Below are 20,706 nucleotides of genomic sequence, written 5' to 3' on the forward strand. Positions count from 1 at the left end.
GTGGTCGCGCCCTTCAGCCGCGTGTGACGAGAGAAAGTCGCATCAGCGAGGCGTCCAACGGTTCCTGCCGCGGTGCGGCAGGAGGAGCCTCGGACGTCGCCTCCAGCCAGAGCCGTCGGCGACGGAACTCCGGCGGTGCCAGCGGAACCCGGCGGGAGGCCGTGGCGGGCGCGGCGCTGACGACCATGTGCGCATTGGTGCCGCCGAGACCGAAGGAGCTCAGCCCGGCGACCCGTTCCACGCCCGCCGGCCAGTCCACCGCCTCGGTGGTCGGGTGCAGCGGCGACCGCGCGAAGTCGAACCTCGGGTTGGGCCGGTCGCAGAACAACGTCGGCGGGATCCGGCCGTGCTCCAGCGACAGCACCACCTTGAACAGCCCCGCCATGCCCGCCGCGCTGAGCAGGTGACCGAGGTTGGACTTGACGCTGCCGACCTCGATCCGCCCGGACGACAGCCCGCCGAACACGTCGTTGAGCCCGCGCAGCTCGATCGGGTCGCCGATCATCGTGCCGGTGCCGTGGGCTTCGAGCATCCCCACCTCCGCCGGCGCGCGACCGGCCGCGGCCAGCGCCTGCCGCACCACGTCCGCCTGGGCGACCGGGTTCGGCGTGGTGACGCCCATGGTGTGCCCGTCGTTGTTGACCGACACCGCCTCGATCACGGCGTGCACCCGGTCGCCGTCCGCGATCGCCGCCGCCAACGGCTTGAGCAGCACCACGCCACAGCCCTCGGCGGGCACGAACCCGTCCGCGCGTTCGTCGAACGTCCGGCACCGCCCGGTGGGCGACAACGCCCGCGCAGCACTCAGGTCCAGGTAGACGTGTTCGTCGAGCAACACCTCCACACCGCCCGCGACCGCCAGCTCCGACTCGCCCGCGAGCAGGCTCCGGCAGGCGGTCTGCAACGCCACCAGCGAGGACGAGCACGCGCTGTCCACGACCAGGTTGGGGCCGCGGAGGTCGAACTGGTGCGCCACCCGCGCGGCGATGAAGTTCTGGTCCGAGCGCAGCACGTCGGCTCGCACCGGCACCCGCCGGCCGTAGTCCGACAGCCGCGCCCCGGCGACCACCGCCACCCGCCGCCCGCGCAGCTCGGCTTGGTCGTACCCGGCTTCGGCGATGCACTCGGCGGTGCCCTCCAGGAACATCCGGATCGCCGGATCGAGGCAGCGGGCCTCGTCGTCGTCCATGTCGAAGTACTCGGGGTCGAACAGCTCGATGTCGTCGACGAACCCGCCCCACTTGCTGATCGTGCGGCCCAGCGCGATTTCCGGCGACCACCAGCGACGGTGGTCCCACCGCGAGGCCGGGATCTCGGTCACCGCGCACCGGCCGTCGAGCAGGTTGTCCCACAGGGTCGGCAGGGTGGTCGCGCCGGGGAACCGACAGGCCATGCCGATCACCGCGATCCGCCCGTCGGCGACAGGCGCGGGCCCCGGCACCGGTCGACTCGTGACCGGGAGTTCCTGCGCCACAGTCGCAACCGGTGACCGCTCCACCGCCGGAACAGGCGGGTGCTCCGCTGCCGGAACGGATGGCTGTTCCACCGCCGCGACCGGCTGCTGGTCCACCACCGGAACCGGCTGCTGGTCCGCCGCCGGAGCCGGTTGCGGTTCGGCGGTCAGGCCCAGGTACTCGCTGAGCCGGTCCAGAGTCGGGTGCAGCAGCAGCGTCGCCGGATCCAGGTGCGTGCCGAGTTGCTCCTCGATGCGCACCAGCAGCTCGCCCAGCAGCACCGAATCCACCCCGAGGTCGCCGAACTCCACCGTCGGGTCCAGATCCGGCACCGGGATGCCCAGCGCCTCGGAGAACAGCCCCACCAGCCACGCCGGCGGTCCGGTCTCCGGCGCGGGAACCACGCCGGGGCGGACGCTCAGCAGCGCCTCGGGATCGGGGGGCGCGCCCAACGGCGGGCAGGGCAGCACGACGGCCCCGGTCGGCAGTGCCAGCACCCGGTCGACCACCCGCAACCCCGCCGCGTCGTCCAGCGGCCCGATGCCCGCCGGCGCACACGGGTTCGGGACGTCCTTCGTAGACCCGGTTTGCGACCACTGCGGCCAGTCCACCGCCCGGAACTCGGTGCGCCCGTCCCGGACGTACGAGCGCACCAGCTCGTCGACCGCCGTGTTCGCCGCCGCGTAGTCCGACACGCCGGCCGCGAGGGCGGGCACGGTGGCACAGACCGACGAGAACACCAGGAAGAACGCCAACCGGTCGGTGGCACACAACCCGGCCAGCGTCTCGAACCCGTCGAGCTTCGGCGCGAGGACCGCACGGACGTCCGCCGGATCCTTGTGCACGAACGCGGGCGCACCCTGACCGGCGACCCCGGCGCAGTGCACGACACCGCGCAACGGCCCCAGCTCGGCGCGGACCCGGTCCAGGAACGCCTCCACACCCGCGAACCCGCCGCTGTGCAGGAGCACCCGCACGCCACGGCTCTCCAGCGCCCGGACGGCGTCCTCGGACCGGCGCACGCCGATCAACGCGATCGCCCGTGCACCGTGGTCGGCGAGGTGCCGCGCGACCAGCGCACCGGTTCCCCTGGTCCCGCCGGTGACGAGGTAGGCCGCGTCCGGATCGCACCGCAGCGGCACGTACGGCGCAGTGACCAGGTCGAGCCGCGGCCGGTACCGCCGCCCCTCCCGGTAGCGGACTTCGCCGAACGGGTCGGGCCGCCCCCATTCCGCCCGGATGTCCGTCTGGGGCCGCCGTGGCGAGTCGGTGTCGAGAACGGTCGCGGTGACCCGTGCGTACTCCGCGCCGAGCATCTTGACGAAGCCCGCCGTGCGGACGTCGTCACCCGCCACGTGGATCACGCGCAGGGGCGAGCGCGGTCGGGCGAGGAGCAGGGCACGCAGGATCGCCAGCCGGGTCTCCCAGTCGGGACCGTCCGGCAGGCTCAAAAGCCCGTTCACCTCGGGCGTGCGGGCGAGGACGGCGGCCAACTCGGCCTCGTCACGCACCGGCAGGCCGCCGAGTTCGGAGATGACCGCAGGGTCACCGCCGACACAGACGAATGGGCCGAGCGGTGCGCCCGGCGAAGGCATGGGGTCCAACTCCCACACCTTCTCGTAGAGCGGGGTTTCACTGGGCGGAACGGGTCCTGCCATCACCGGAGCCACCACCGGCTGCGCCGGCACAGGCTGTGCCCGAAGTACAGGTTGAGGCTGGACCGCAGGTTCGGTCCGGAGCACGGGCTGTGCCTGATGCACAGGTTGGGCCTGCAGCGCGGGCGGGGCAGCAGTCGCGAGTTCCGGCAGCCAGCAACGAACCCTGGCGAACGGGTAGGTCGGCAGATCCACGATGGAGCGTCCCGCCTCGTGCAGCCGTTCCCAGTCCACGGCACCGCCTTCGATCCAATGCCGCGCTATCTCCTCCAGCGACTCGCCCGCTCCCGGCAACACCACGCCCGTCGGGTCCACCGCGGCCGGCGCACGCCCGAGGAGGACCCGAGGATCGGTCCGGTAGTTCTCCAACCGGTCGCACAGCGCAGCGACGTCGTCCACCACGACCGCCAGCCGCTGCCGCAACGGTTCCCGGCCCACTTGCAGGGTGTACGCGATGTCCGCCAGGGACACCCCGGTCCCGGCCAGCAGCCCGGCGGCATACTCGGCGGCCGGGCCGGCATCGCCGGAAGCGATCCGGCGCAACGCCTCCACCAGGTCGACGTGCGAGGGCTCCCGCCGCAGGAACGCCACCAACCGGTGGACGACCTCGGCCAAGCGCTCCTCGTCGTAGCCGGACAGCACCACCAACTGCGGCCCTGGGGACGGGGCAGAGCGGCGGACCGGCGGAGCGGCCACCACGGCGTGCGCGATCGTCCCGCCCGCGCCGAACGAGCTGACACCGGCCACCCTCGGTCCGCGCCACTCGGCGCGTTCCCGCTGCACCCGGAACGGCACGCGGTCCCACTCGACGTTGGGGTTCAGCTCCTCGGCGTGCAGGGACGGCGCCAGGACACCGTGCCTCAGTTGGAGCACGACCTTGGTCAACCCGGCCAGTCCGGCGGCGGCCTCGGCGTGGCCGATCGTCGACTTGACCGACCCGATGGCCACGCTGCCCGCGGGCAGATCACCGTAAGCCCTGGTGAGACCGTCGATCTCGACCGGGTCGCCCAACGCGGTGCCGGCGCCGTGCGCCTCCACGTAGCCCACCTCGGCCGGTTCGGTGCGGGCGGCGCGGAGAGCCCGGCTCACCACTTCGGCCTGGGCGACCGGGCTGGGCACGATGTAGCCGTTGGTGCGGCCCGCGTGCACGACCGCCGTGCCCCGGATGACCGCGTGCACCGGGTCTCCGTCCGCGAGCGCGCGGTCCAGTGGTTTCAGCACGACCACGCCGACGCCCTCGGAGGGCACGAACCCGTCGCCGTGCGCGCCGAAGCTGCGGCAGCGCCGGTCGGACGAGGTGAGCGTCATCCGGTGCTGTTGGATGAACTTGTTGGGGTGCAGGGACAAGCTCGCCGCGCCGCTGATCGCCAGTTCGGTCTCGCCGCGTCGCAGGCACTGCACCGCCAGGTCCAGGGCGACGAGGGCGGAGGAGCACATGGTGTCGACGGTCAGGCTGGGACCGTGCAGGTCGAAGAAGTACGACACCCGGTTGGCGATGCCGCCCAGCGTCGCGCCGGAGTCCTGCGGCGAACCCAGGAGCGTCTGCTCCGCGCCGAAGATCGGGTACTCGTTCCACATCGCGCCCGCGTAGACGGCCACCGACGACCGGTGCCGGTCGCGCAGGCGGGTCCGGGTGTAGCCGGCGCTCTCCAGCGCTTCCCACGTCACTTCGAGGAACAGGCGTTCCTGCGGGTCCATCAGGGCGGCGTCGCGGGGCGTGATGCCGAACAGCAACGGGTCGAACCGGTCCACCTGGTCCAGGTAGCCGCCCTCCATGAGGTGCACCGGCCACCCCGGCCGGGCCCGGTCCGCCGGGTGCGGGGTCACGCAGTCGTTGCCCTGCACCAGGTTCTCCCAGAACCGGGCCAGGTCGGGTGACTGCGGGTACCGGCCGGAGATGCCGATCACCGCGATGTCCGTGCTTTCGTGATCGTCGCGCCGGGACACCGTGGCGGCGGGCTCTTCCCGACGCCGCAGGGTGACCGTTGCGGGTTCTTCCTTCCGCGCCACGGGAACCGGCATCTCCGGACGTGCGGCCGGAACGGTGACCGTCCGTCCGCGCGCGGAGAGGGCGGCGGCCAGTCCGGCGATCGTGGCGTGCTCGAAGAAGAGCGTGCGCGACCGCTCCCCCAGGTCCTGCTCCAGCCGCACGTTCAGCTTGCCGATCAGGTACGACGTCAAGCCCTGGTCGGTCAGCGGCAGGTGGGCGTCGACCGACGCCGCGGGCACACCGGACACCTCGGCGTACACGTCGACCAGGTAGCGCGACAGGACCGACTCGGCCGTCGCCCCGGCCGCAGCGCCCACCGGGGCCGATCGCGGCGCGGGCTCCGACTCGCGGAACGGGTAGGTCGGCAGGGACACCCGGCGGCCGGGCGTCGGCCAGTACCGCCGCCAGGCGATCTCCCGACCGGCCACCCACGCCACGGCCGCGTCCCACTCCGTCGCCGGGTCGGGCCCGTCGACCGCCGGGGAGGCGACCCCGTGGCGCACCCCGTCGTCCGACCCGCCGCGCAGGAACGCGTCGAGCCCGGCGAGCAGTTCGCGCGGATCACGGCAGCGCACGGCCAGCCGGTGGGCCAACGGCATCCGGCCGACCTGCGACGTGTAGGCCACGTCCGCCAGGTCCTGGCCGACCGCGGCGACGTGGTCGCGAAGCCTCTCGGCGGACCGGCGAAGCTGCGCGTCACCGGCCGCGGAGAGGACGACCGCGTGGGCGTTCTCCGTAGGTTGCGTCACGACACCCGCCTGCGTGGGAGGGATTGCGGGCCGACTGATCGCGACCCTCGCCCCACGCTAAGCGGCTGCCCCGCCGCAGGCCGCTCAACTCTGAGCAGCCCCCGGTCAGCCGAGCAGCTCCCGCAGCTTCAGCACCGTCTTCCAGTTGCGCGTGGTGCCGGCGACACCGGTCTTCTTCTCCACGAACGCGTTGGTCAGCTTGCTGCGGCCGTAGCCGTCCGGCACGTGGACGTAGACCTCCCGCCCCACCTGCTTCAGCACACCGGTCTCGCCCTTCGGCGACGCCAGCGCGTCCTGCTTGTCGCCGGGATCGGCGTCGAGGAAGGTGACCAGGAGCTTGGTGAAGTCGGCCTGTCCGGGGAACGGGTTCCCGTCGATCACCGCGTCCAGGTCCTCGGCGCTGCGCAGCACCACGGGGAGATCCCGGCCCAGGTCGGCCGACAGCCCCCGGCGGATGCCGGCCAGCACCGCGTCCTCGTCGGAGGAGTCCGCGCCGAAGACCACGTTGCCGCTCTGGATGTAGGTCCGCACGTCCTGGTGGCCGAGGTTGTCGAACACCCGGCGCAGGTCGGCCATCGGGAGTGAGGTGTTGCCACCGATGTTGATACCGCGCATCAGCGCGACGTACCGCGTCATGACGCCGAATCGTAGTTGGCCCGCGCCGGGGCGCCATCCGACCGAGGCTCAACACTGAGCAGATTCCGCCCCCGAGCGCACGTAGAACCGACGTGTTCGCGGATCGCCGAGGGAGAGGGAAGCGATGACCACCACGCTCGGGCCCGTGCAGGCGCTGCACCAGTCGGGACTGCCGCTGGAGCGGGTCCTGCACTCCACCAACTCCGGGTTCACCCTGCACCGGGTCGGCCAGCTGGCCTACGAGTTCGCCGCCGAGGGCCGCCGGTTCAGCGTGGACCTGCTGAAGTACATCAACACCTCCCAGGAGGGGGTGGCCACCTCGTTCGCCTACGAGGAGGCGTTCGGGACGCGGGACCGGCTGCACTGGTTCATCCACCTGAAGACCCCGGCGGACTACAAGATCCTGCTCGACATGGTCGACCACGACCTCGAGTTCCGACGGATCTCCGACGACGACCGGCTGCCGCACAAGGGCGGCGGCAACTGGGACCGGATGTTCGTCCACCGCAGCCTGCACGAGGACGTCCTGGTGCCGCAGCACGGCATGCAGGGCGAGGACGACGACCACGACACCGGCACGTTCGTCCCGCCCGCCTCCTCGCAGCTGAACCAGAAGCCCGAGGACCAGATCAACTCCGCCACGGCGGGCGCGATCGTGATGCGCACCTCGGACGTGAAGTACGAGTTCCGCGAGGAAGGGCGCATGTACGCCGCGCACTGGCAGCACTACGTCAACGAGAAGCTCGCGGGCCGGGTCACCGCGACGCTCTACGAGCAGACGTGGGGCCAGCAGGACCGCCTGTTCCAACTCGTCCACCTGCGTTCGCCGGAGGACTACCACGCGCTCGCCGCGCTGGAGCGGAGCAAGGAGATGGCCGAGGAGGTCTTCGCCCGGCCGCGGGTGCACGAGTCCAAGGGCGGCGGCACGTGGGACCGGCTGTTCATCCCGGCCAGCATCAAGGACACCCTGCTCCTGCCGCACGCCACCAGCAGCGATGGCTGAGCCGGTCGGGATCGAGGACGTCAACGTCTACGCCGGGCGGGCCTGCCTGGACGTGAAGGCGCTGTTCGAGGCGCGCGGGCTGGACCTGACCCGGTTCGCGAACCTGATGATGGACCGGCGGTCGGTCAACCTGCCCTGCGAGGACCAGGTGACCAACGCGGTCAACGCGGCCAAGCCGCTGGTCGACGCCCTCACCCCGGCCCAGCGGGACGCGGTCGAACTGGTCGTGGTGGCCACCGAGTCCGGCCTGGACTTCGGCAAGCCGATCAGCACGTACGTCCACCACCACCTCGGCCTCCCGCCGGGGTGCCGGTCGTTCGAGGTCAAGCACGCCTGCTACGGCGGCACGGCGGCGCTGCAGACGGCCGCGGCGCTCGTCTCGGCGAGCCCGCGGCCGGACGCGCGGGCGCTGGTGATCGCGACGGACATCGCCGGTCCCGCGTCGGGCGGCAGCTACTGGGAGCCGTCCGAGGGCGCGGGGGCGGTGGCGCTGATGGTGGGCGCGGACGCGGCGGTGCTGCGGCTGGACGTCGGGGCCAACGGCTTCCACACCATGGAGGTCATGGACACGCTCCGGCCGCGACCGGACGTGGACGTGGTGAACTCCGACCTGTCCCTGCTGGCGTACCTGACGTGCCTGGAGGAGTCGTTCGCCGGGTACCGGCGGCGGGTCGCGGGCGCGGACATCGTGGACACGTTCGACTACCTGGCGTTCCACATCCCGTTCGCGGGCATGGTCAAGGGCGCGCACCGGACGTTGTTGCGGCGCACCAAGGGCATGGCGCGGGCGGCGATCGACGCGGACTTCGAGGCGCGGATGGCGCCGTCGCTGGCCTACACGTCCCAGGTGGGCAACCTCTACTCCGGGTCGCTGTACCTGGCGCTGTGCTCGCTGATCGACCACGCGGACTTCCGCACCGCGAAACGGGTGGGGCTGTTCTCCTACGGGTCGGGGTGCGGCTCGGAGTTCTTCAGCGGCGTGGTGTCGGCGCGGGCGTCGACCCGGCTCGCGGCCAGGTCGATCGAGAAGTCGCTGGCCGAGCGCCGGGAACTGACCGTCGACGAGTACGAGCTGTTGAACCGGCACATCGGGTCGCGCGCGTTCGGCGTGCGCGACGCGGTGGCGGACACCTCGCCCTACCAATCCATAGTGGACAGTCACGGTGCCGGTCTGCTGCTGCTGGACCGGATCGAGGACTTCCACCGAAGCTACCGGTGGAGCTGACCGATGGTGCACCGGACGATCGAGGTGCGGGCGGAGGCCGGGTTGCTGCGGATCGCGCTGGCCCGGCCCGAGCGGCGCAACGGCATCGACGACGTGGTGATCGGCGAGCTGAACGCGGCGCTGGACGTCGCCGAGGCCGATCCGGACTGCCGGGCGGTCGTGCTCCGGGGCAGTCCCGGCGTGTTCAGCGACGGCATGAACCTGGAGGCCGCGGCGGGCGGCGGGGCGTCCGACGGCGGCAAGGCGTTCTTCGGGTTGCTGGAGCGCTTCACCACCATTCCGCGCGTGGTGGTCGTCCAGGTCGACGGCCAGGTGGCGGGCGGCGGGGTGGGGCTGGTGGCGGCCGGGGACTTCGTGCACGCGACCGAGCGCAGCACCTTCGCGCTGCCGGAGGCGTTGTGGGGGCTGCTGCCGTGCTGCGTGCTGCCGTTCCTCGTGCGGCGGGTGGGGTTCCAGAAGGCCTACACGGCGACGTTGAGCACGCAGGCGGTGTCGGCGCGGGAGGCGCACCGGATCCACCTCGTGGACGAGCTGACCGAACAGCCCGAAACCGCGCTGCGGCAGTTGGTCTTCCGGCTGACCCGGCTGGACGGCGTGGTCATCGGCGACGCCAAGCGCTACTTCCGCGGCCTGTCCGTGGTGGACGCGCGGGCGGGCGAGAACGCGGTGGCCGAGTTCAGCCGGCTGATGTCGTCGCCGGTGGTGCGGCAGCGGATCTCGGACTTCGTGACCCACAAGCGATTCCCCTGGGAGCGGTGACGTGACGCGCGCGTGGCTCTTCCCGGGCCAGGGCTCGCAGCACCCGGACATGGGCGCCGAGCTGTTCGCCCGGTTCCCCGACCAGGTGGCCCAGGCCGACCGGATCATCGGCGTCCCGCTGCGCGACCTGTGCCGCGACACGGCGGGGACCTACCTCAACCAGACCCGGTACGTGCAGCCGGCCGTCTTCACGGTGTCGGCGCTGGCCGCCCGCGCGGCGCTGGAGTCCGGGACGCCCGACGTGCTGGCCGGGCACAGCCTCGGCGAGTACGCGGCACTGCACGTGGCCGGGTGCCTGGACTTCGAGACCGCGCTGCGGCTGGTCGTGCGCCGGGGCGAGCTGATGGGCGCGGCCACCGGCGGCGGCATGCTCGCCGTGCTCGGACTGCCGCTGGAACGGGTGGAGGCCGTGCTGGCCTCGGTCGACGGGGTCGACCTGGCCAACCACAACCTGCCGGACCAGGTGGTCCTGGCCGGCACCACCGAGGGCGTGCGTTCGGTGATCGAGGCCGTCCGGGCCGGCGGGACCGGTCGGTGCGTGCCGCTGGCGGTGAGCATCGCGGCGCACTCGCGGTTCATGGCCACGGCGGCGGCCGAGTTCGCCGAGGTGCTGCGCGGCGTGCGGTTCGCCGAGCCGCGCATCCCGGTGATCAGCAACGTGACCGCGCAGCCGCACGACCTGGCGGGGCTGCCGGAGCTGCTGCACCGGCACTTCACCCGTCCGGTGCGGTGGTGGGACACCCTGTGCCACCTGGCTCGGACCGGCGTCACGGAGATCACGGAGATCGGGCCGGGCGAGGTGCTGACGAAGATGTGGCACCGGGCCGCACCCAGGCTCCCGGCTCCCGAACCGGTCCCCGTCGCAGCTCGGCGCCTCGCTTCCCACCGCGACGCGACCCCGCCGACCGCGACCCACCGCAGCGCGACCATGCCGACCGCGACCCATCACGCCGCAACACCGCCGACCGCGACCCGGCCCGTCGCGACCGTGCCGACCGCGACCCTGCTCGCCGCGACCGTGCCGACGGCAACCGATCACGCCGTCACCCCGCCGACCGCACCGAAGCAGGCCGCGACCCCGTCCAGTGCGATCAGGCATTCCCCACCCCCGCAGCCCGCAACAGCACCACCCGCGCGCTCCGGCACCGCGCCCGACCCCGGCCGGCTGGGCTCCCCCGCGTTCCGCGCGGGCTACGGCGTCCGGTTGGCCTGCCTGGCGGGCTCCCTGGACCACGGCGTCACCTCGCCCGCGCTCCTCCGCCGCCTGTCCGACGCCGGTCAGCTCGGCTTCCACGGCACTCGCGGCCTCGGCCTCGCGGAGGTCCGCGCCGTCCTGGCCGACCTGCGGGGCACCCGGTTCGGCATGGCGTGGATCGACGACCCGGACATCGCCGACCTCTACCTGGCCCACGACGTCCGCCACGTGGAGGTGACCGACCGGCAGGCCGGCCCCCACCTACTCCGCTTCCGCTTCGACCGCGGCGAACGCCAGGTCCTGCTCCGCACCGACGACCCGAACACCGCCGCCAAGTTCCTGCGGGACCGCGTGGCCACCGACATCGCCGTCGAGGAGGACTCCGCGCTGCCCGCCATCGCGGCGATCCGCGACGCACTGGCCCCCGGCGTCCGGATAGGCAGAGCCGGGGTCGGCACGCCCGAAGCGGTGGCCGCCGCGTTCGTCCTCGGCGCGGACTTCGTCCTCACCACGTCGGTCAACCAGTGCACCCCCGAGGCGGCCACGTCGGACGCCGCCAAGGACCTGCTCGCCGACCTCGACGTCACCGACACCCGACCGGCACCGGACGCCGACCTCTTCGAGTTGGGCGGTCGCAGCCGGGTAGTCCGAAAGGGCAGTCTTTTCGCCGCTCGCGCCGAACAGCTCTACCGGCTGTACGTCAAGCACGACCGGCTCGAAGACCTGCCGGCGCGGACCCGCGAGGAGGTCGAGCGCAACCACTTCGGCCGTTCGCTGGAGCAGGTCTGGGCCGAATCGGCGAGCACCGCCCGCGATGCCAAGCACCGGATGGCGCTGGTGTTCGCGGCGTACTGCCGGGAGGCCACCGCGGCAGCGCTGAACGGAGCAACCCCGCAAAGGTTGAACTATCGGGTGCCCAGCGGCCCGGACATGGGTGCGTTCAACCGATTCACCGCCGGTGGGGCGTTGCGAGACTGGCGACGCCGTAACGCCGACGTGCTCGCGGAAGAGCTCATGGGCGGTGCCGCGGACCGACTGGGCCGGCTCCGCCCCCTGTCCTGATCCCGTCAACCCAGTGAGGAGGTCCCATGGGAGTGCCGGCAACGTCACTCGTCGTCCCGGACCTGCTCCGCCGCCGGGTGGAGCAACAGCCGGACCAGCAGGCGATCAACGTCGAGGGCAAGACCGCCATCACCTACGGCGACTGGGACCTCCGGTCCAACGCCGTGGCGCGCGGCCTGCTGGCACGCGGCCACGGCCGCGGCACGCGGATCGCCCTGCTGTTCGGCGGCAGCGACTGGATCGACTACGCCATCGCCTACCTGGGCGTGCTCAAGGCGGGCGCGACCGCGGTGCACACCAACGACACCTACCCCCAGGCCGAACTGGACCGCAGGTTCGGGCAGTGCGGGGTGGCGGGGATCATCCAGGGATCGGCGCTGCCGCTCCAGCGGGCCGCGCCGGAGCGCTGGGTGGCCACGCTGCGGGACTTCGAGCCGTTGTCCACCGGACCGGTCGACGTGGACGTCCGCCCCGAGGACATCTCGGACATCCTCTACACCTCGGGCACCACCGGCCCCGCCAAGCCGTTCACCAACCCGCACGGCACGCTGACCCACGGCCGCGGTTCGGCGGCGCTGGGCAAGCTGGAGAACCCCGAGCCGCTGCTCGCGCCGATGCCGCTGGGCACCACGTCCAGCTCCACGACGGTCGCCGTGCTGGCCACCACGACGCCGGCGCCGCTGATCGTGTGCCGGCCCGACGAGCCCGACCGCCTGCTCGAACTGTTGGCCGACCACGGCTGCGGCACGCTGATCCTCACGCCGCACACGGCGATCCGGCTCACCGCGCTGCGCCCGCAGGACCGCTACGACCTCGGTACCGTCAAGGTGATCGGCAACGCCTCGGCGCCGATGCCGCCGCGCGTCGCCCGGCAGCTCAAGGAAGCGATGCCGAACGCGGAGGTCTCCAACGCCTACGCGCAGTCCGAGGCGGTGCCCGCGATCGTCATGGGGGTCTGCGACCCCGACCGCCCGATGGCCGTCGGCAAGCCCGCGAAGGGCACGGAGCTGCTGATCGCCGACGAACGGGGCGAGGCCGTGGCGCCCGGCGAGCTGGGCGAGGTCTGGATGCGCAGCCCCGCGCCCAAGCGGCTCTACCTGGACGAGGAGTTGAACCGACAGGTCCACCGGGACGGCTGGACGCGGACCAGGGACCTGGGCCGGGTCGGCCCGGACGGCGAACTGCTGCTGTTCGACCGCATGGTGGACGCCATCGCCACCGGGGGCCGGCTGGTGTCCTCGCTGGAGGTCGAGGCCGCGGTGTACGACCACCCGAAGGTGCGGGAGGCCGCGGTGATCGGCCTGCCCGACCCGGACCTCGGCCGAGCCGTCACGGCGGTGGTGGTCGCCGAGGGCGGGCTCACCCAGGCCGAACTGTCCGAATTCCTCACCGGACGGCTCGAACCGCACCAACTGCCGACACGGGTCCATTCGGTGGAAAGCCTCCCCCGAGGGGGTACCGGCAAGGTGCTCAAGTTCCGGCTGCGACAGGAGCTGGGATGACCCGGCCGGCGCGTTGTCCGCGCAGCGCGGAACAGCGCTGCGCCCGGCCGGCGCAGCGACTCCGGAGCAGGTCCGGCGGTGGCGGCCGAAAAGAAGCGCACCACCACCGGCCGAAGAGGCAGTGAACGCACGACTTCGTCACCGCAGTTTCCGCCGCGATTCACCTGGGGGCACACTTGCCGATTACCGGTATTTCCCGCGTGTTCTGTACCCACCTCCACGACGCCATCCGCAGCGAGCCCTCGTTCGCCGTGCGCACGCACATCCCCAGGGGTGACGCGGTGTACAACCTCGGTGACCAGGACCTGCGCATGTACATCGTGGAGGTCGGGCAGCTGAAGACCACGACGTCGTCGGCCGACGGCAAGGAGTGCCTGCTGTCGATCCACACCAGGGGCGACACGTTCGGCGAACTGGGCCTGCTCGGCGGACCGCGGCAGGAGACCGCGATCGCGATGAGGGACAGCGTCATCCGGCGGATCAACGCGGCCCGGTTCTTCGACATCCTGGTCAACGACGACCACCTGAACTGGCAGTTCACCCAGTTCCTGATGTCCAGGCTGCTCGACCAGCAGCAGACCATCACCCAGCTGGTGACCATGGACAGCGAGCACCGGCTGGCCGCCACCCTGCTGCGGATCGGCCAGAAGCTCGGCCGGCCGCTGCCGTCCGGGCTGCGGATCGAAGCCCGGATCACCCAGGAGGACCTGGCCGGCATGGTGGGCACCACGCGCTCCCGGGTGGGCCTGTTCCTCAAGCACTTCCGGCAGGCCAAGCTGGTCGACCAACTGCCCGGCGGCCACCTGCTGATCAACGAGCCGGCGCTGACCGCCTACGTGGAAAAGAACATCGGCGGCTGCGGTATCTTCGGCGGCGGATCGGCCCGCCCGAGGATCGCCCGGTGCCAACACGTCCACAGTGGACACGGAATCCCGGCGTGAACCATCCGGAATCCCGATCCGGCAACACGCCGCGGCTTGGCCGGCGGTCCGGTGCTTGGTAGGGTTTCCGAGCCCGAGAACTATTTTCGTATTTTCCCGAACCAAGGGGGATGAATGGCTGTCGGACGTCTGGCCGCTGTCACACTCGACTGCGCGAACGTCGAAGAACTCGCCGCGTTCTACGTGGCGGCCGCGGGACTCGAAGCGGTCGAGGTTTCCGAGAAGGGGGCGTTCCTGAGCAACGGCGACGGCGTCGCCGTCGCGTTGCAGCAGGTGGAGGGCTACCGCGCGCCGGAATGGCCCGGACAGACCGTTCCCCAGCAGCTGCACCTGGACCTCGCCGTCGAAGACCTGGCCAAGGCTGAGGCCGAACTGCTCGAACTCGGCGCGTCCAAGCCCGCGGAGCAGCCCGCCGAGGGCAAGTACCTGGTGCTGCTGGACCCGGCCGGCCACCCGTTCTGCGCCGCCGTGTGGTAACCAGCCCGCTCGACGCCGACGCCCTCCGCCGAGGGTGGTCGGACCCTGAAGGGTGGCACGCAACCCCCAGTCGTGCCACCCTTCGCCTTTCCCGCGCGGCGACGCCCGGGTGAGCGCACGACGCGCGCCGGTCGATCACGACCGGCGCGCGTCGCGTTCACGGGCTCACCCGTCCGACCTCACCCGCCGGAGGGAGCCACCTCGGCCAGTCGCGGTCGGAGGTACCTCTTGAGCACCTTGGCGTTGACGCTGCGGGGCAACTCGTCCACGAGCAGGTAGCGGGTCGGGACCTGGTGCGGTGCGAGCGTGCGCGCGGCCAGTGCCTGGACGTCGGGCAGCGCGGTCGGGTCGTCCAGCGCGAGCGCGGCGCCCACCGCGTCCGTCCCGTCCGGCTGCGGCACGTTCATCACCGCCGCCTCCATCACCGCGGGGTGTTCGTAGAGCGCGTACTCCACCTCGATCGTCGAGACGAGTTCGTCGCCGACCCGGATAGCGTCCACCGCGCGGTCGAACAGCATCAGGTCGCCGTCCGGTCCGATCCGGCCGAGGTCTCCGGTCCACGTCCAGTGGCCGACCTGGACGCGCGCGGTCTGCGCGTGGTCGAACAGGTACTTGCGCTTGGGCGCCTGGCTGCCGACCCAGATCCAGCCCAGCTGCCCGTCGGGCACCGGCCGGCCGTGCTCGTCGGTGACCCGCAGCTCGCTGCCGGGCGCGGGCCTGCCGAGCGAGGTCGGCTTGGCCGGGTCGAACGTGTTGACGATGACGCCGGTGTAGGCCTCGGCCGCGGTGAAGGCCGAGTTGACCTTGGCTCCCGGGAACATCTCCAGCAGCTGTCGGGCGATGCGCGGCGGCAGCGGCGCGGCGGCCGTGCCCAGCGTGTCCACACAGGACAGGTCGTACTTCTCGTGCACGTTGGTGCGCACCAGTTTGTGCGCGATCGCCGGGTTGATCATCACCGACGCGATGCGGTACTCCTCGACCAGCTCGGCCATCCGCTCGATGTCCCCGGGCGGGCTGAGCACCAGCGTGGCCGGGGTGGACAGCACGATGCTGGACGTGGTGACGCTCGGCGTGGTGCACACCGGGATCGGCACCATCAGCGGCAGCGGGTCGCCCAGGTGCTTGAAGTTGTCCGGCGCACGGCCGAAGGTCAGGTTGCCGTGCGGCACGCCCAGCGCCTTGCCGCGCCCGGTCGTGCCGGAGGTGTAGAGGATGTCCGACAGGTCCTCGGGCCCGATGCCCACGGAGAGCGGCGAGTCGTCGTGCCCGCCCGCCAGGTCACCCGGCCGGACGACCCAGCCGTTGAACCCCTCCGGGGCGGTCCGCCCGCGGCCGAGCACGACGCCGACCGCGTCGGTCTCCTCCAGCCGCCGCAACGCCTCGGCCGGCTCGACCTGCTCGCCGAGGTGGATCGTGGTGCCGCCGGCGTTCTGCACGGCGAGGTAGGACATGACGTAGTCGATCCAGTCCATGCCACCGAAGACCAGGCCCACCCGCTGCCGGGGCTTGAGCCCCAGCTCGATCAGGCCCCGGGCCCGGGCGTACGCGCCGCGTTCCCAGTCCCGGTAGGTCAGCTCGGTGCGGCCGTCGACCCGCAGCGCCACCTGGTCCGGGTAGTACTTGGCGCGCAACCTCAGCATGTCGGGAACTACAAGTGGCCGCTCCAGGTCGGTCATGCTCGCTCCATCTCACCTCTGGGTCGCCGGATTCTCAGCCGGACGCGGGCGAGGTCGAGCATGGTCGCCCGACGGCGGGGTGTCTGCGCAATTGTGCCCAGCGGACCCGGGAGACCGTGCGGAGCAAGGAGAACGGCCCTCGGCGTCAGCCGACCAGCTCGCGCTCCAGCGGGGTCGGGAAGCGGGTGCGGACGCGGGCGTCGCCGATCCGCTCGCCCAACCGCGCGGCCAGCGCACCGACCTGCTCGGCGCCGTCCGCGCCGATGTCCTCCAGCAGCCGGTAGGCGATCTCGCCGTCCAGGCGGTGGCCCCACGCACCCACGATCCGGCCGTCCCACCAGATCGTGGGGCCGATGTTGCCCGACCGGTCGAACAGCGGGGCCGCGTGCGGCCCGAGGTACCAGTCCCGTTCGACCCAGCCCATCGGCGTCGGGTCCAGCGAGGGCAGCAGCACCGCCCGCGGCTCGCTCTCCGGCACGTCGTCCAGGTCGTCGGCGAGCACGAACCCCGTCCCACCGGCCAGCTCGACCTCGGCCGGTTTCACGGCGGCGACGGCCTTCTTGGTCTCGCCGACCGTCCACCCGGTCCACCACTTGACGTCGGCCATGGTCGCCGGGCCGAACGCGGCCAGCCAGCGCCGCAGCAGCTCCGCGCGCGCCTCCGCCGGGTCGAGCTCGGGCAGCCCACCGGGCAGCCAGCGGTCCATCGGCGCCCAGCGGTAGGTGTTCGTGGTCCACGAACCGGTCGGCCTGCCGCGCACGATCCGGGCGTCGATCGCGAGCATGAACAGCACCCGCGACGAGACGCTCTGCTTGGCCTCGTAAGGCTTCCCGGCGGCCATCACGATCTGGGTGCGCAGCCGGGGCTCGTCCTCGGACAGCTCGGCCGCGGTGGCCTCGCCACGGGCGACCAGGGCGGCGAACGTCGCGTCCTCCACGTCGGCCAGCCAGCTCGCGGCGTCCTTGATGCCCGCGCCTTCCTCCAGCTGCTTGACCAGCCGGCGGCGCTGCGCGACCGCGATGCTCCGGGAGCACGCCGCCTGCACCACGGGCGCGAGTTCGCGCGAGACCACGAACATGGTGCGGCGCATGCCCAGCAGCCGCACCAGGGTCCGCTCCTCGTACAGCGCCTTGCTGATCAGGTCGGTGTCCGACCCGGGCACCCTGGCCAACACGGACAGGTACACGGTGGACGGGTCGGTCGCGTGCAACGCCACCAACGAGTCGACCACGTCCGCCACGTCGGCGGTGCCGAGCGATCCGTCCAACCCCTGCCGCGCGTTCAGCCGCGCTCGCCGCTGCGCGTCCCCCACCCGTCGCATCGAACCCCTTCCGGACCCGTCGCACTCCACTGGGCGAAAGGCACTCTAACGCGTGGTGACGCGCCGCGTGCGCGGCGTCAGCGCAGTGGCACCCTCGCTTCGATCAGGTTGACCATGCTCTCCGTCGGGGTGATGCCGACGAACTCCAGGCCCGCCCGCTCGAACAGCTCGGCGAAGTCCTCCTCGGTGCGCTCGCGGCCGGGCACGATGAGCATCATCTGGAGGTCCATGATCATGGTGAACGCGGCGTCCGGCCCGTCGCCGCGCACCACCTGCTCGATCACCACGACCCGGCCGCCCGGCGCGGCGGCCGCCGCGACGTTGCCGAGCAGCCGCACGCAGTCCTCGTCGTTCCACTGGTGGACCATGTGCTTGAGCAGGTAGAGGTCGGCGCGCACCGGGATCGAGTCCAGGCAGTCCGCGACGACCGCGCTGAACCGGTCGCTCAGCGAGCCGGCGGTCAGCTCGGGGTCGATGCGGGGCAGCACGTCGGCCAGGTCGACCACCATGCCGGTCACGTCGGCGTGCCGCTCCAGCACACCGCGGATGAGGGTGCCCTCGCCACCGCCGACGTCGGCCACGGTGCGCACGCCGGTCACGTCGAGCCGGTCGACCACCGGGCCGACCAGGCCGTCGGTGGCGGCGGCCATCGCGGCGTCGAAGATCACGTGGTCCTCGGGCGCGTCCTCGGCCAGGTAGCTGTAGAGGTCCTTGCCGAACTCCTCGGTGGCCACGTCGGTGCCGCGCACGGCGTCGGCCAGCCTGCGCCACAGCCGCCAGTTCCAGTCCCGCGCGGCCAGCAGGACGACGTCCCTCATGCCTCCCTCGGCGTCCGCGCGGAGCACCCGCGAGACGTCGGTGTGCGCGTAGGTGTCGACGTCGGTGGCGTGGAAGACGCCCAGGGTCGCCAGCGAGCGCATCAGCCTGCGCAGCGCGGTGCGGTCCGCGCCGACCTTCTCCGCCAGCTCGGTGACCCCGACCGGCTCCTCGCCGATCGCGTCGGCGAGCCCCAGCTGTGCGGCGGCCTGCACCACCGCGCTGATGGACATCCCGGAGAGCATCTGGGTGAGGTGGTCGGCCGTGCCCGTGCCGGTGAACACCGCGTCCGCGTGTCCCGCGGGGTCGTTCACTACCTGTTCGGTCACGTGAATCCTCCTATGGCCGGGGCGTCCAGGACACACCGCCGTCGATGGGGGTGAGCAGCCGCCCGCCGGCGCGGACCGCCCTGGGTCGCGCGACGCGGTTCCGGCGGTCGCCGGGGTTCTCAGCCGAGGTCGTAGTCCAGGGTGATGACGCCGGCGCGGGTGCCCTCCGACCGGTACTCGCCGTCACCGGACAGCCCGGCCAGCTCGCCGGTCGCCGAACCCGGCACCACGCTCACCTCGCCACGCACCGCGCCGCTCTCGAAGACGGCGTTGTTCCGCAGCACGAACGTGCCCGACCGGCCGGCGATGCTGCCGGTCACCCGGAACATGCCCATGATGCCCGCGTAGGTCTCGCCGGCGTGCGCCATCAGCAGCTCGGCCACCGCCTCGCCCTCGATGTCCCCGCTCAGCCGGTGGCGCGAGGTCGTCCTGGTGGCCATCACACCGCCGTCCGCTCCGGGCAGCGCGTCCTGGTCCCACGTCAAGATCTCGAAGTCGCTCTTGGCCTGCGTTCCCACTTGTCCCACCCCAACCTCGGTCGGCCTCTGGCGGAGACGAACGTTAGGCCGGTGGTGCCGGCCGGACCGCTCAACAGTGAGCACGACCGGTGTGGCCCGCCGCCGCCCGGGACATTGCCACCGGGTCTACCCGAAATGAATGCACGGCCCCGCCCACGGTTGCCAATGACCGTCATCGGATATTCAAATTAGCCCGATCGGGTGATTGTGGGCGAACCCGCCCGCAGCCCATGAAGCTCCGCCGAGAATGCGTCGTCCGTCACGTTTAGCAACACCCACAACTCGCCTCCGTGACAATTCGGCGACACAGCGCGACGCGTTGACAGGGCCAAGTTGCGCCTGGTAGTCATGGATGTGCCGGTGAAACACGGGGGCTGCTCGGGAGTATCCGACGCATGGTTTCAACCGCACATTTCGGACACGCAATGCGTGTAGAAACCACAATTTACCAAAACCCCGGCCTGAATATTTAGGGGGCAGGCAGTGGAACCGTCGTGCTTGCGCGACCAGATCAAGAGCGACCTCGCCGCGGACAATCACCACCATCCATTGCGGGCCGGCACGACCGGCTATCCGATGACCGCGTTGACCATCCGGGCGGAACTCGCGGACGCCGCGTGCCGGGCGGGTACCGCCGGACCGCAGCACACCGTCCCGCCCGCCGTGCCACAGCCACGACGGGCCCAGGACCAGACCGAACAGCCGCGCACGGCGTCGTGCCGGCCGGGCTCGGAGCGGCGCGAGTCGCTGAGCGCCCGGCTGTACCGATGTCTGCGCTCGATGGAGGCCTCGCTACCCGCCCTGCACATTCCCCAGCACGACAGCCTGTACAACTGGGGGGAACCCGGTGACCAGCTCTACATCGTGGAGTCGGGCTACCTGAAGACGATGACCTACTCCCCGCTGGGGAAGTCGTGCCTGCTGGACATCTACACCCCGGGTGACATCGTCGGCGAATCCTGCCTGTTCAGTTCGGTGCGCACCGAAACAGCGACCGCCATGCTGCCGGTGACCTGCCGCAAGGTGCGCCGCGAGCACCTGCTCGAATCCATGGCCGACAACGGGCTGCGCGAAGAACTGATTCGGCACCTGGCCGGCCGGATTCTGGAGCAGCAGCGCACCATCTCCCTGTTCGTGACCGTGGACAGCGAACGGCGGCTCGGCGCGACGCTGCTGCGGCTGGGCCGCAAGCTGGGCGTCCGCCAGGGCGATCTGCTGCACATCTCGCACCGGATCACGCACGAGGAGCTCGGCGACCTGGTGGGGACGACCCGCTCGCGGATCGGCTACTTCCTCAAGAGGTTCCGGGACCTGGGGTTGATCGACGCGCGGCGGCCCCGGTCGCTGGCGGTGCACGAGCACCGGATGGCCGAGTACACCGAGGACACCGACGCCTGA

Annotated in this window: 14 protein-coding genes; 8 read left to right on the plus strand and 6 right to left on the minus strand. The window is 71.8% G+C overall.

The features are described from left to right. Positions 1 to 13: 13 nt before the first annotated feature. Together FHS29_RS36510 and FHS29_RS01705 are read right to left on the minus strand one after the other, a co-directional pair. Positions 14 to 5,848, minus strand: a complete 5,835-nt coding sequence (locus FHS29_RS36510; RefSeq protein ID WP_184687548.1) for an SDR family NAD(P)-dependent oxidoreductase — start codon at positions 5,846 to 5,848, stop codon at positions 14 to 16. Positions 5,849 to 5,953: 105 nt separating this feature from the next. Then, positions 5,954 to 6,484 carry a DUF1697 domain-containing protein gene (locus FHS29_RS01705; protein ID WP_184687550.1) on the minus strand — a complete coding sequence of 177 codons (531 nt, stop codon included), beginning with the start codon at positions 6,482 to 6,484 and terminating at the stop codon, positions 5,954 to 5,956. A gap of 124 nt (positions 6,485 to 6,608) precedes the next feature. Between FHS29_RS01705 and FHS29_RS01710 the strand changes: the two genes are divergently transcribed. From FHS29_RS01710 to FHS29_RS01740, 7 genes are all read left to right on the plus strand, one after another. After that, entirely contained in the window at positions 6,609 to 7,487 is an 879-nt protein-coding gene (locus tag FHS29_RS01710) for a DUF6039 family protein (RefSeq protein WP_184687551.1), read from the plus strand. After that, on the plus strand, positions 7,480 to 8,712 hold the full coding sequence (locus tag FHS29_RS01715) for a hydroxymethylglutaryl-CoA synthase family protein (RefSeq protein WP_184687553.1): 1,233 nt from the start codon (positions 7,480 to 7,482) through the stop codon (positions 8,710 to 8,712). Before FHS29_RS01710 ends, FHS29_RS01715 begins: the two co-directional genes overlap by 8 nt. Before the next feature lie 3 nt (positions 8,713 to 8,715). Continuing rightward, positions 8,716 to 9,471 (plus strand): enoyl-CoA hydratase-related protein, encoded by a 756-nt coding sequence (locus FHS29_RS01720; RefSeq protein ID WP_184687555.1) that lies wholly within the window; start codon positions 8,716 to 8,718, stop codon positions 9,469 to 9,471. A 1-nt stretch (position 9,472) separates the two neighbouring features. Beyond that, on the plus strand, positions 9,473 to 11,728 hold the full coding sequence (fabD, locus tag FHS29_RS01725) for an ACP S-malonyltransferase (protein WP_184687557.1): 2,256 nt from the start codon (positions 9,473 to 9,475) through the stop codon (positions 11,726 to 11,728). 26 nt (positions 11,729 to 11,754) lie between these two features. Then, entirely contained in the window at positions 11,755 to 13,230 is a 1,476-nt protein-coding gene (locus FHS29_RS01730; RefSeq protein ID WP_184687559.1) for a class I adenylate-forming enzyme family protein, read from the plus strand. Between the two features lie 200 nt (positions 13,231 to 13,430). After that, positions 13,431 to 14,171 carry a Crp/Fnr family transcriptional regulator gene (locus tag FHS29_RS01735; RefSeq protein ID WP_221455261.1) on the plus strand — a complete coding sequence of 247 codons (741 nt, stop codon included), beginning with the start codon at positions 13,431 to 13,433 and terminating at the stop codon, positions 14,169 to 14,171. A 114-nt stretch (positions 14,172 to 14,285) separates the two neighbouring features. Further along, complete coding sequence (locus FHS29_RS01740) at positions 14,286 to 14,648, plus strand: VOC family protein (protein WP_184687562.1); 363 nt, start codon at positions 14,286 to 14,288, stop codon at positions 14,646 to 14,648. Positions 14,649 to 14,827: 179 nt separating this feature from the next. Here the strand turns inward: FHS29_RS01740 and FHS29_RS01745 are convergent, their stop codons facing one another. The 4 genes from FHS29_RS01745 to FHS29_RS01760 all read right to left on the minus strand — a co-directional run bounded on the left by FHS29_RS01745 (position 14,828) and on the right by FHS29_RS01760 (position 19,308). Beyond that, the gene (locus FHS29_RS01745) at positions 14,828 to 16,324 is read right to left on the minus strand and encodes a class I adenylate-forming enzyme family protein (protein WP_184687563.1); all 1,497 of its coding nucleotides are present in this window, start codon (positions 16,322 to 16,324) and stop codon (positions 14,828 to 14,830) included. Between the two features lie 145 nt (positions 16,325 to 16,469). Continuing rightward, on the minus strand, positions 16,470 to 17,645 hold the full coding sequence (locus FHS29_RS01750) for a winged helix DNA-binding domain-containing protein (RefSeq protein WP_184687564.1): 1,176 nt from the start codon (positions 17,643 to 17,645) through the stop codon (positions 16,470 to 16,472). Between the two features lie 77 nt (positions 17,646 to 17,722). Continuing rightward, positions 17,723 to 18,790: a methyltransferase gene (locus FHS29_RS01755; RefSeq protein ID WP_184687565.1), complete on the minus strand. Its 1,068-nt coding sequence runs from the start codon at positions 18,788 to 18,790 to the stop codon at positions 17,723 to 17,725. A gap of 119 nt (positions 18,791 to 18,909) precedes the next feature. Further along, positions 18,910 to 19,308 carry a DUF3224 domain-containing protein gene (locus tag FHS29_RS01760; protein ID WP_184687566.1) on the minus strand — a complete coding sequence of 133 codons (399 nt, stop codon included), beginning with the start codon at positions 19,306 to 19,308 and terminating at the stop codon, positions 18,910 to 18,912. 483 nt (positions 19,309 to 19,791) lie between these two features. On the opposite strand from FHS29_RS01760, the gene FHS29_RS01765 reads away from it, so the two are divergent. Further along, the gene (locus FHS29_RS01765) at positions 19,792 to 20,706 is read left to right on the plus strand and encodes a Crp/Fnr family transcriptional regulator (RefSeq protein WP_221455262.1); all 915 of its coding nucleotides are present in this window, start codon (positions 19,792 to 19,794) and stop codon (positions 20,704 to 20,706) included.

Source organism: Saccharothrix tamanrassetensis (assembly GCF_014203665.1).
Lineage (GTDB): Bacteria > Actinomycetota > Actinomycetes > Mycobacteriales > Pseudonocardiaceae > Actinosynnema > Actinosynnema tamanrassetense.

Coding starts and splice junctions, on each gene's coding strand:
- FHS29_RS01705 (WP_184687550.1), bottom strand. CDS start 6,484: ATGACGCGGTACGTCGCGCTGATGCGCGGTATCAACATCGGTGGCAAC.
- FHS29_RS01710 (WP_184687551.1), top strand. CDS start 6,609: ATGACCACCACGCTCGGGCCCGTGCAGGCGCTGCACCAGTCGGGACTG.
- FHS29_RS01715 (WP_184687553.1), top strand. CDS start 7,480: ATGGCTGAGCCGGTCGGGATCGAGGACGTCAACGTCTACGCCGGGCGG.
- FHS29_RS01720 (WP_184687555.1), top strand. CDS start 8,716: ATGGTGCACCGGACGATCGAGGTGCGGGCGGAGGCCGGGTTGCTGCGG.
- FHS29_RS01730 (WP_184687559.1), top strand. CDS start 11,755: ATGGGAGTGCCGGCAACGTCACTCGTCGTCCCGGACCTGCTCCGCCGC.
- FHS29_RS01740 (WP_184687562.1), top strand. CDS start 14,286: ATGGCTGTCGGACGTCTGGCCGCTGTCACACTCGACTGCGCGAACGTC.
- FHS29_RS01745 (WP_184687563.1), bottom strand. CDS start 16,324: ATGACCGACCTGGAGCGGCCACTTGTAGTTCCCGACATGCTGAGGTTG.
- FHS29_RS01750 (WP_184687564.1), bottom strand. CDS start 17,645: ATGCGACGGGTGGGGGACGCGCAGCGGCGAGCGCGGCTGAACGCGCGG.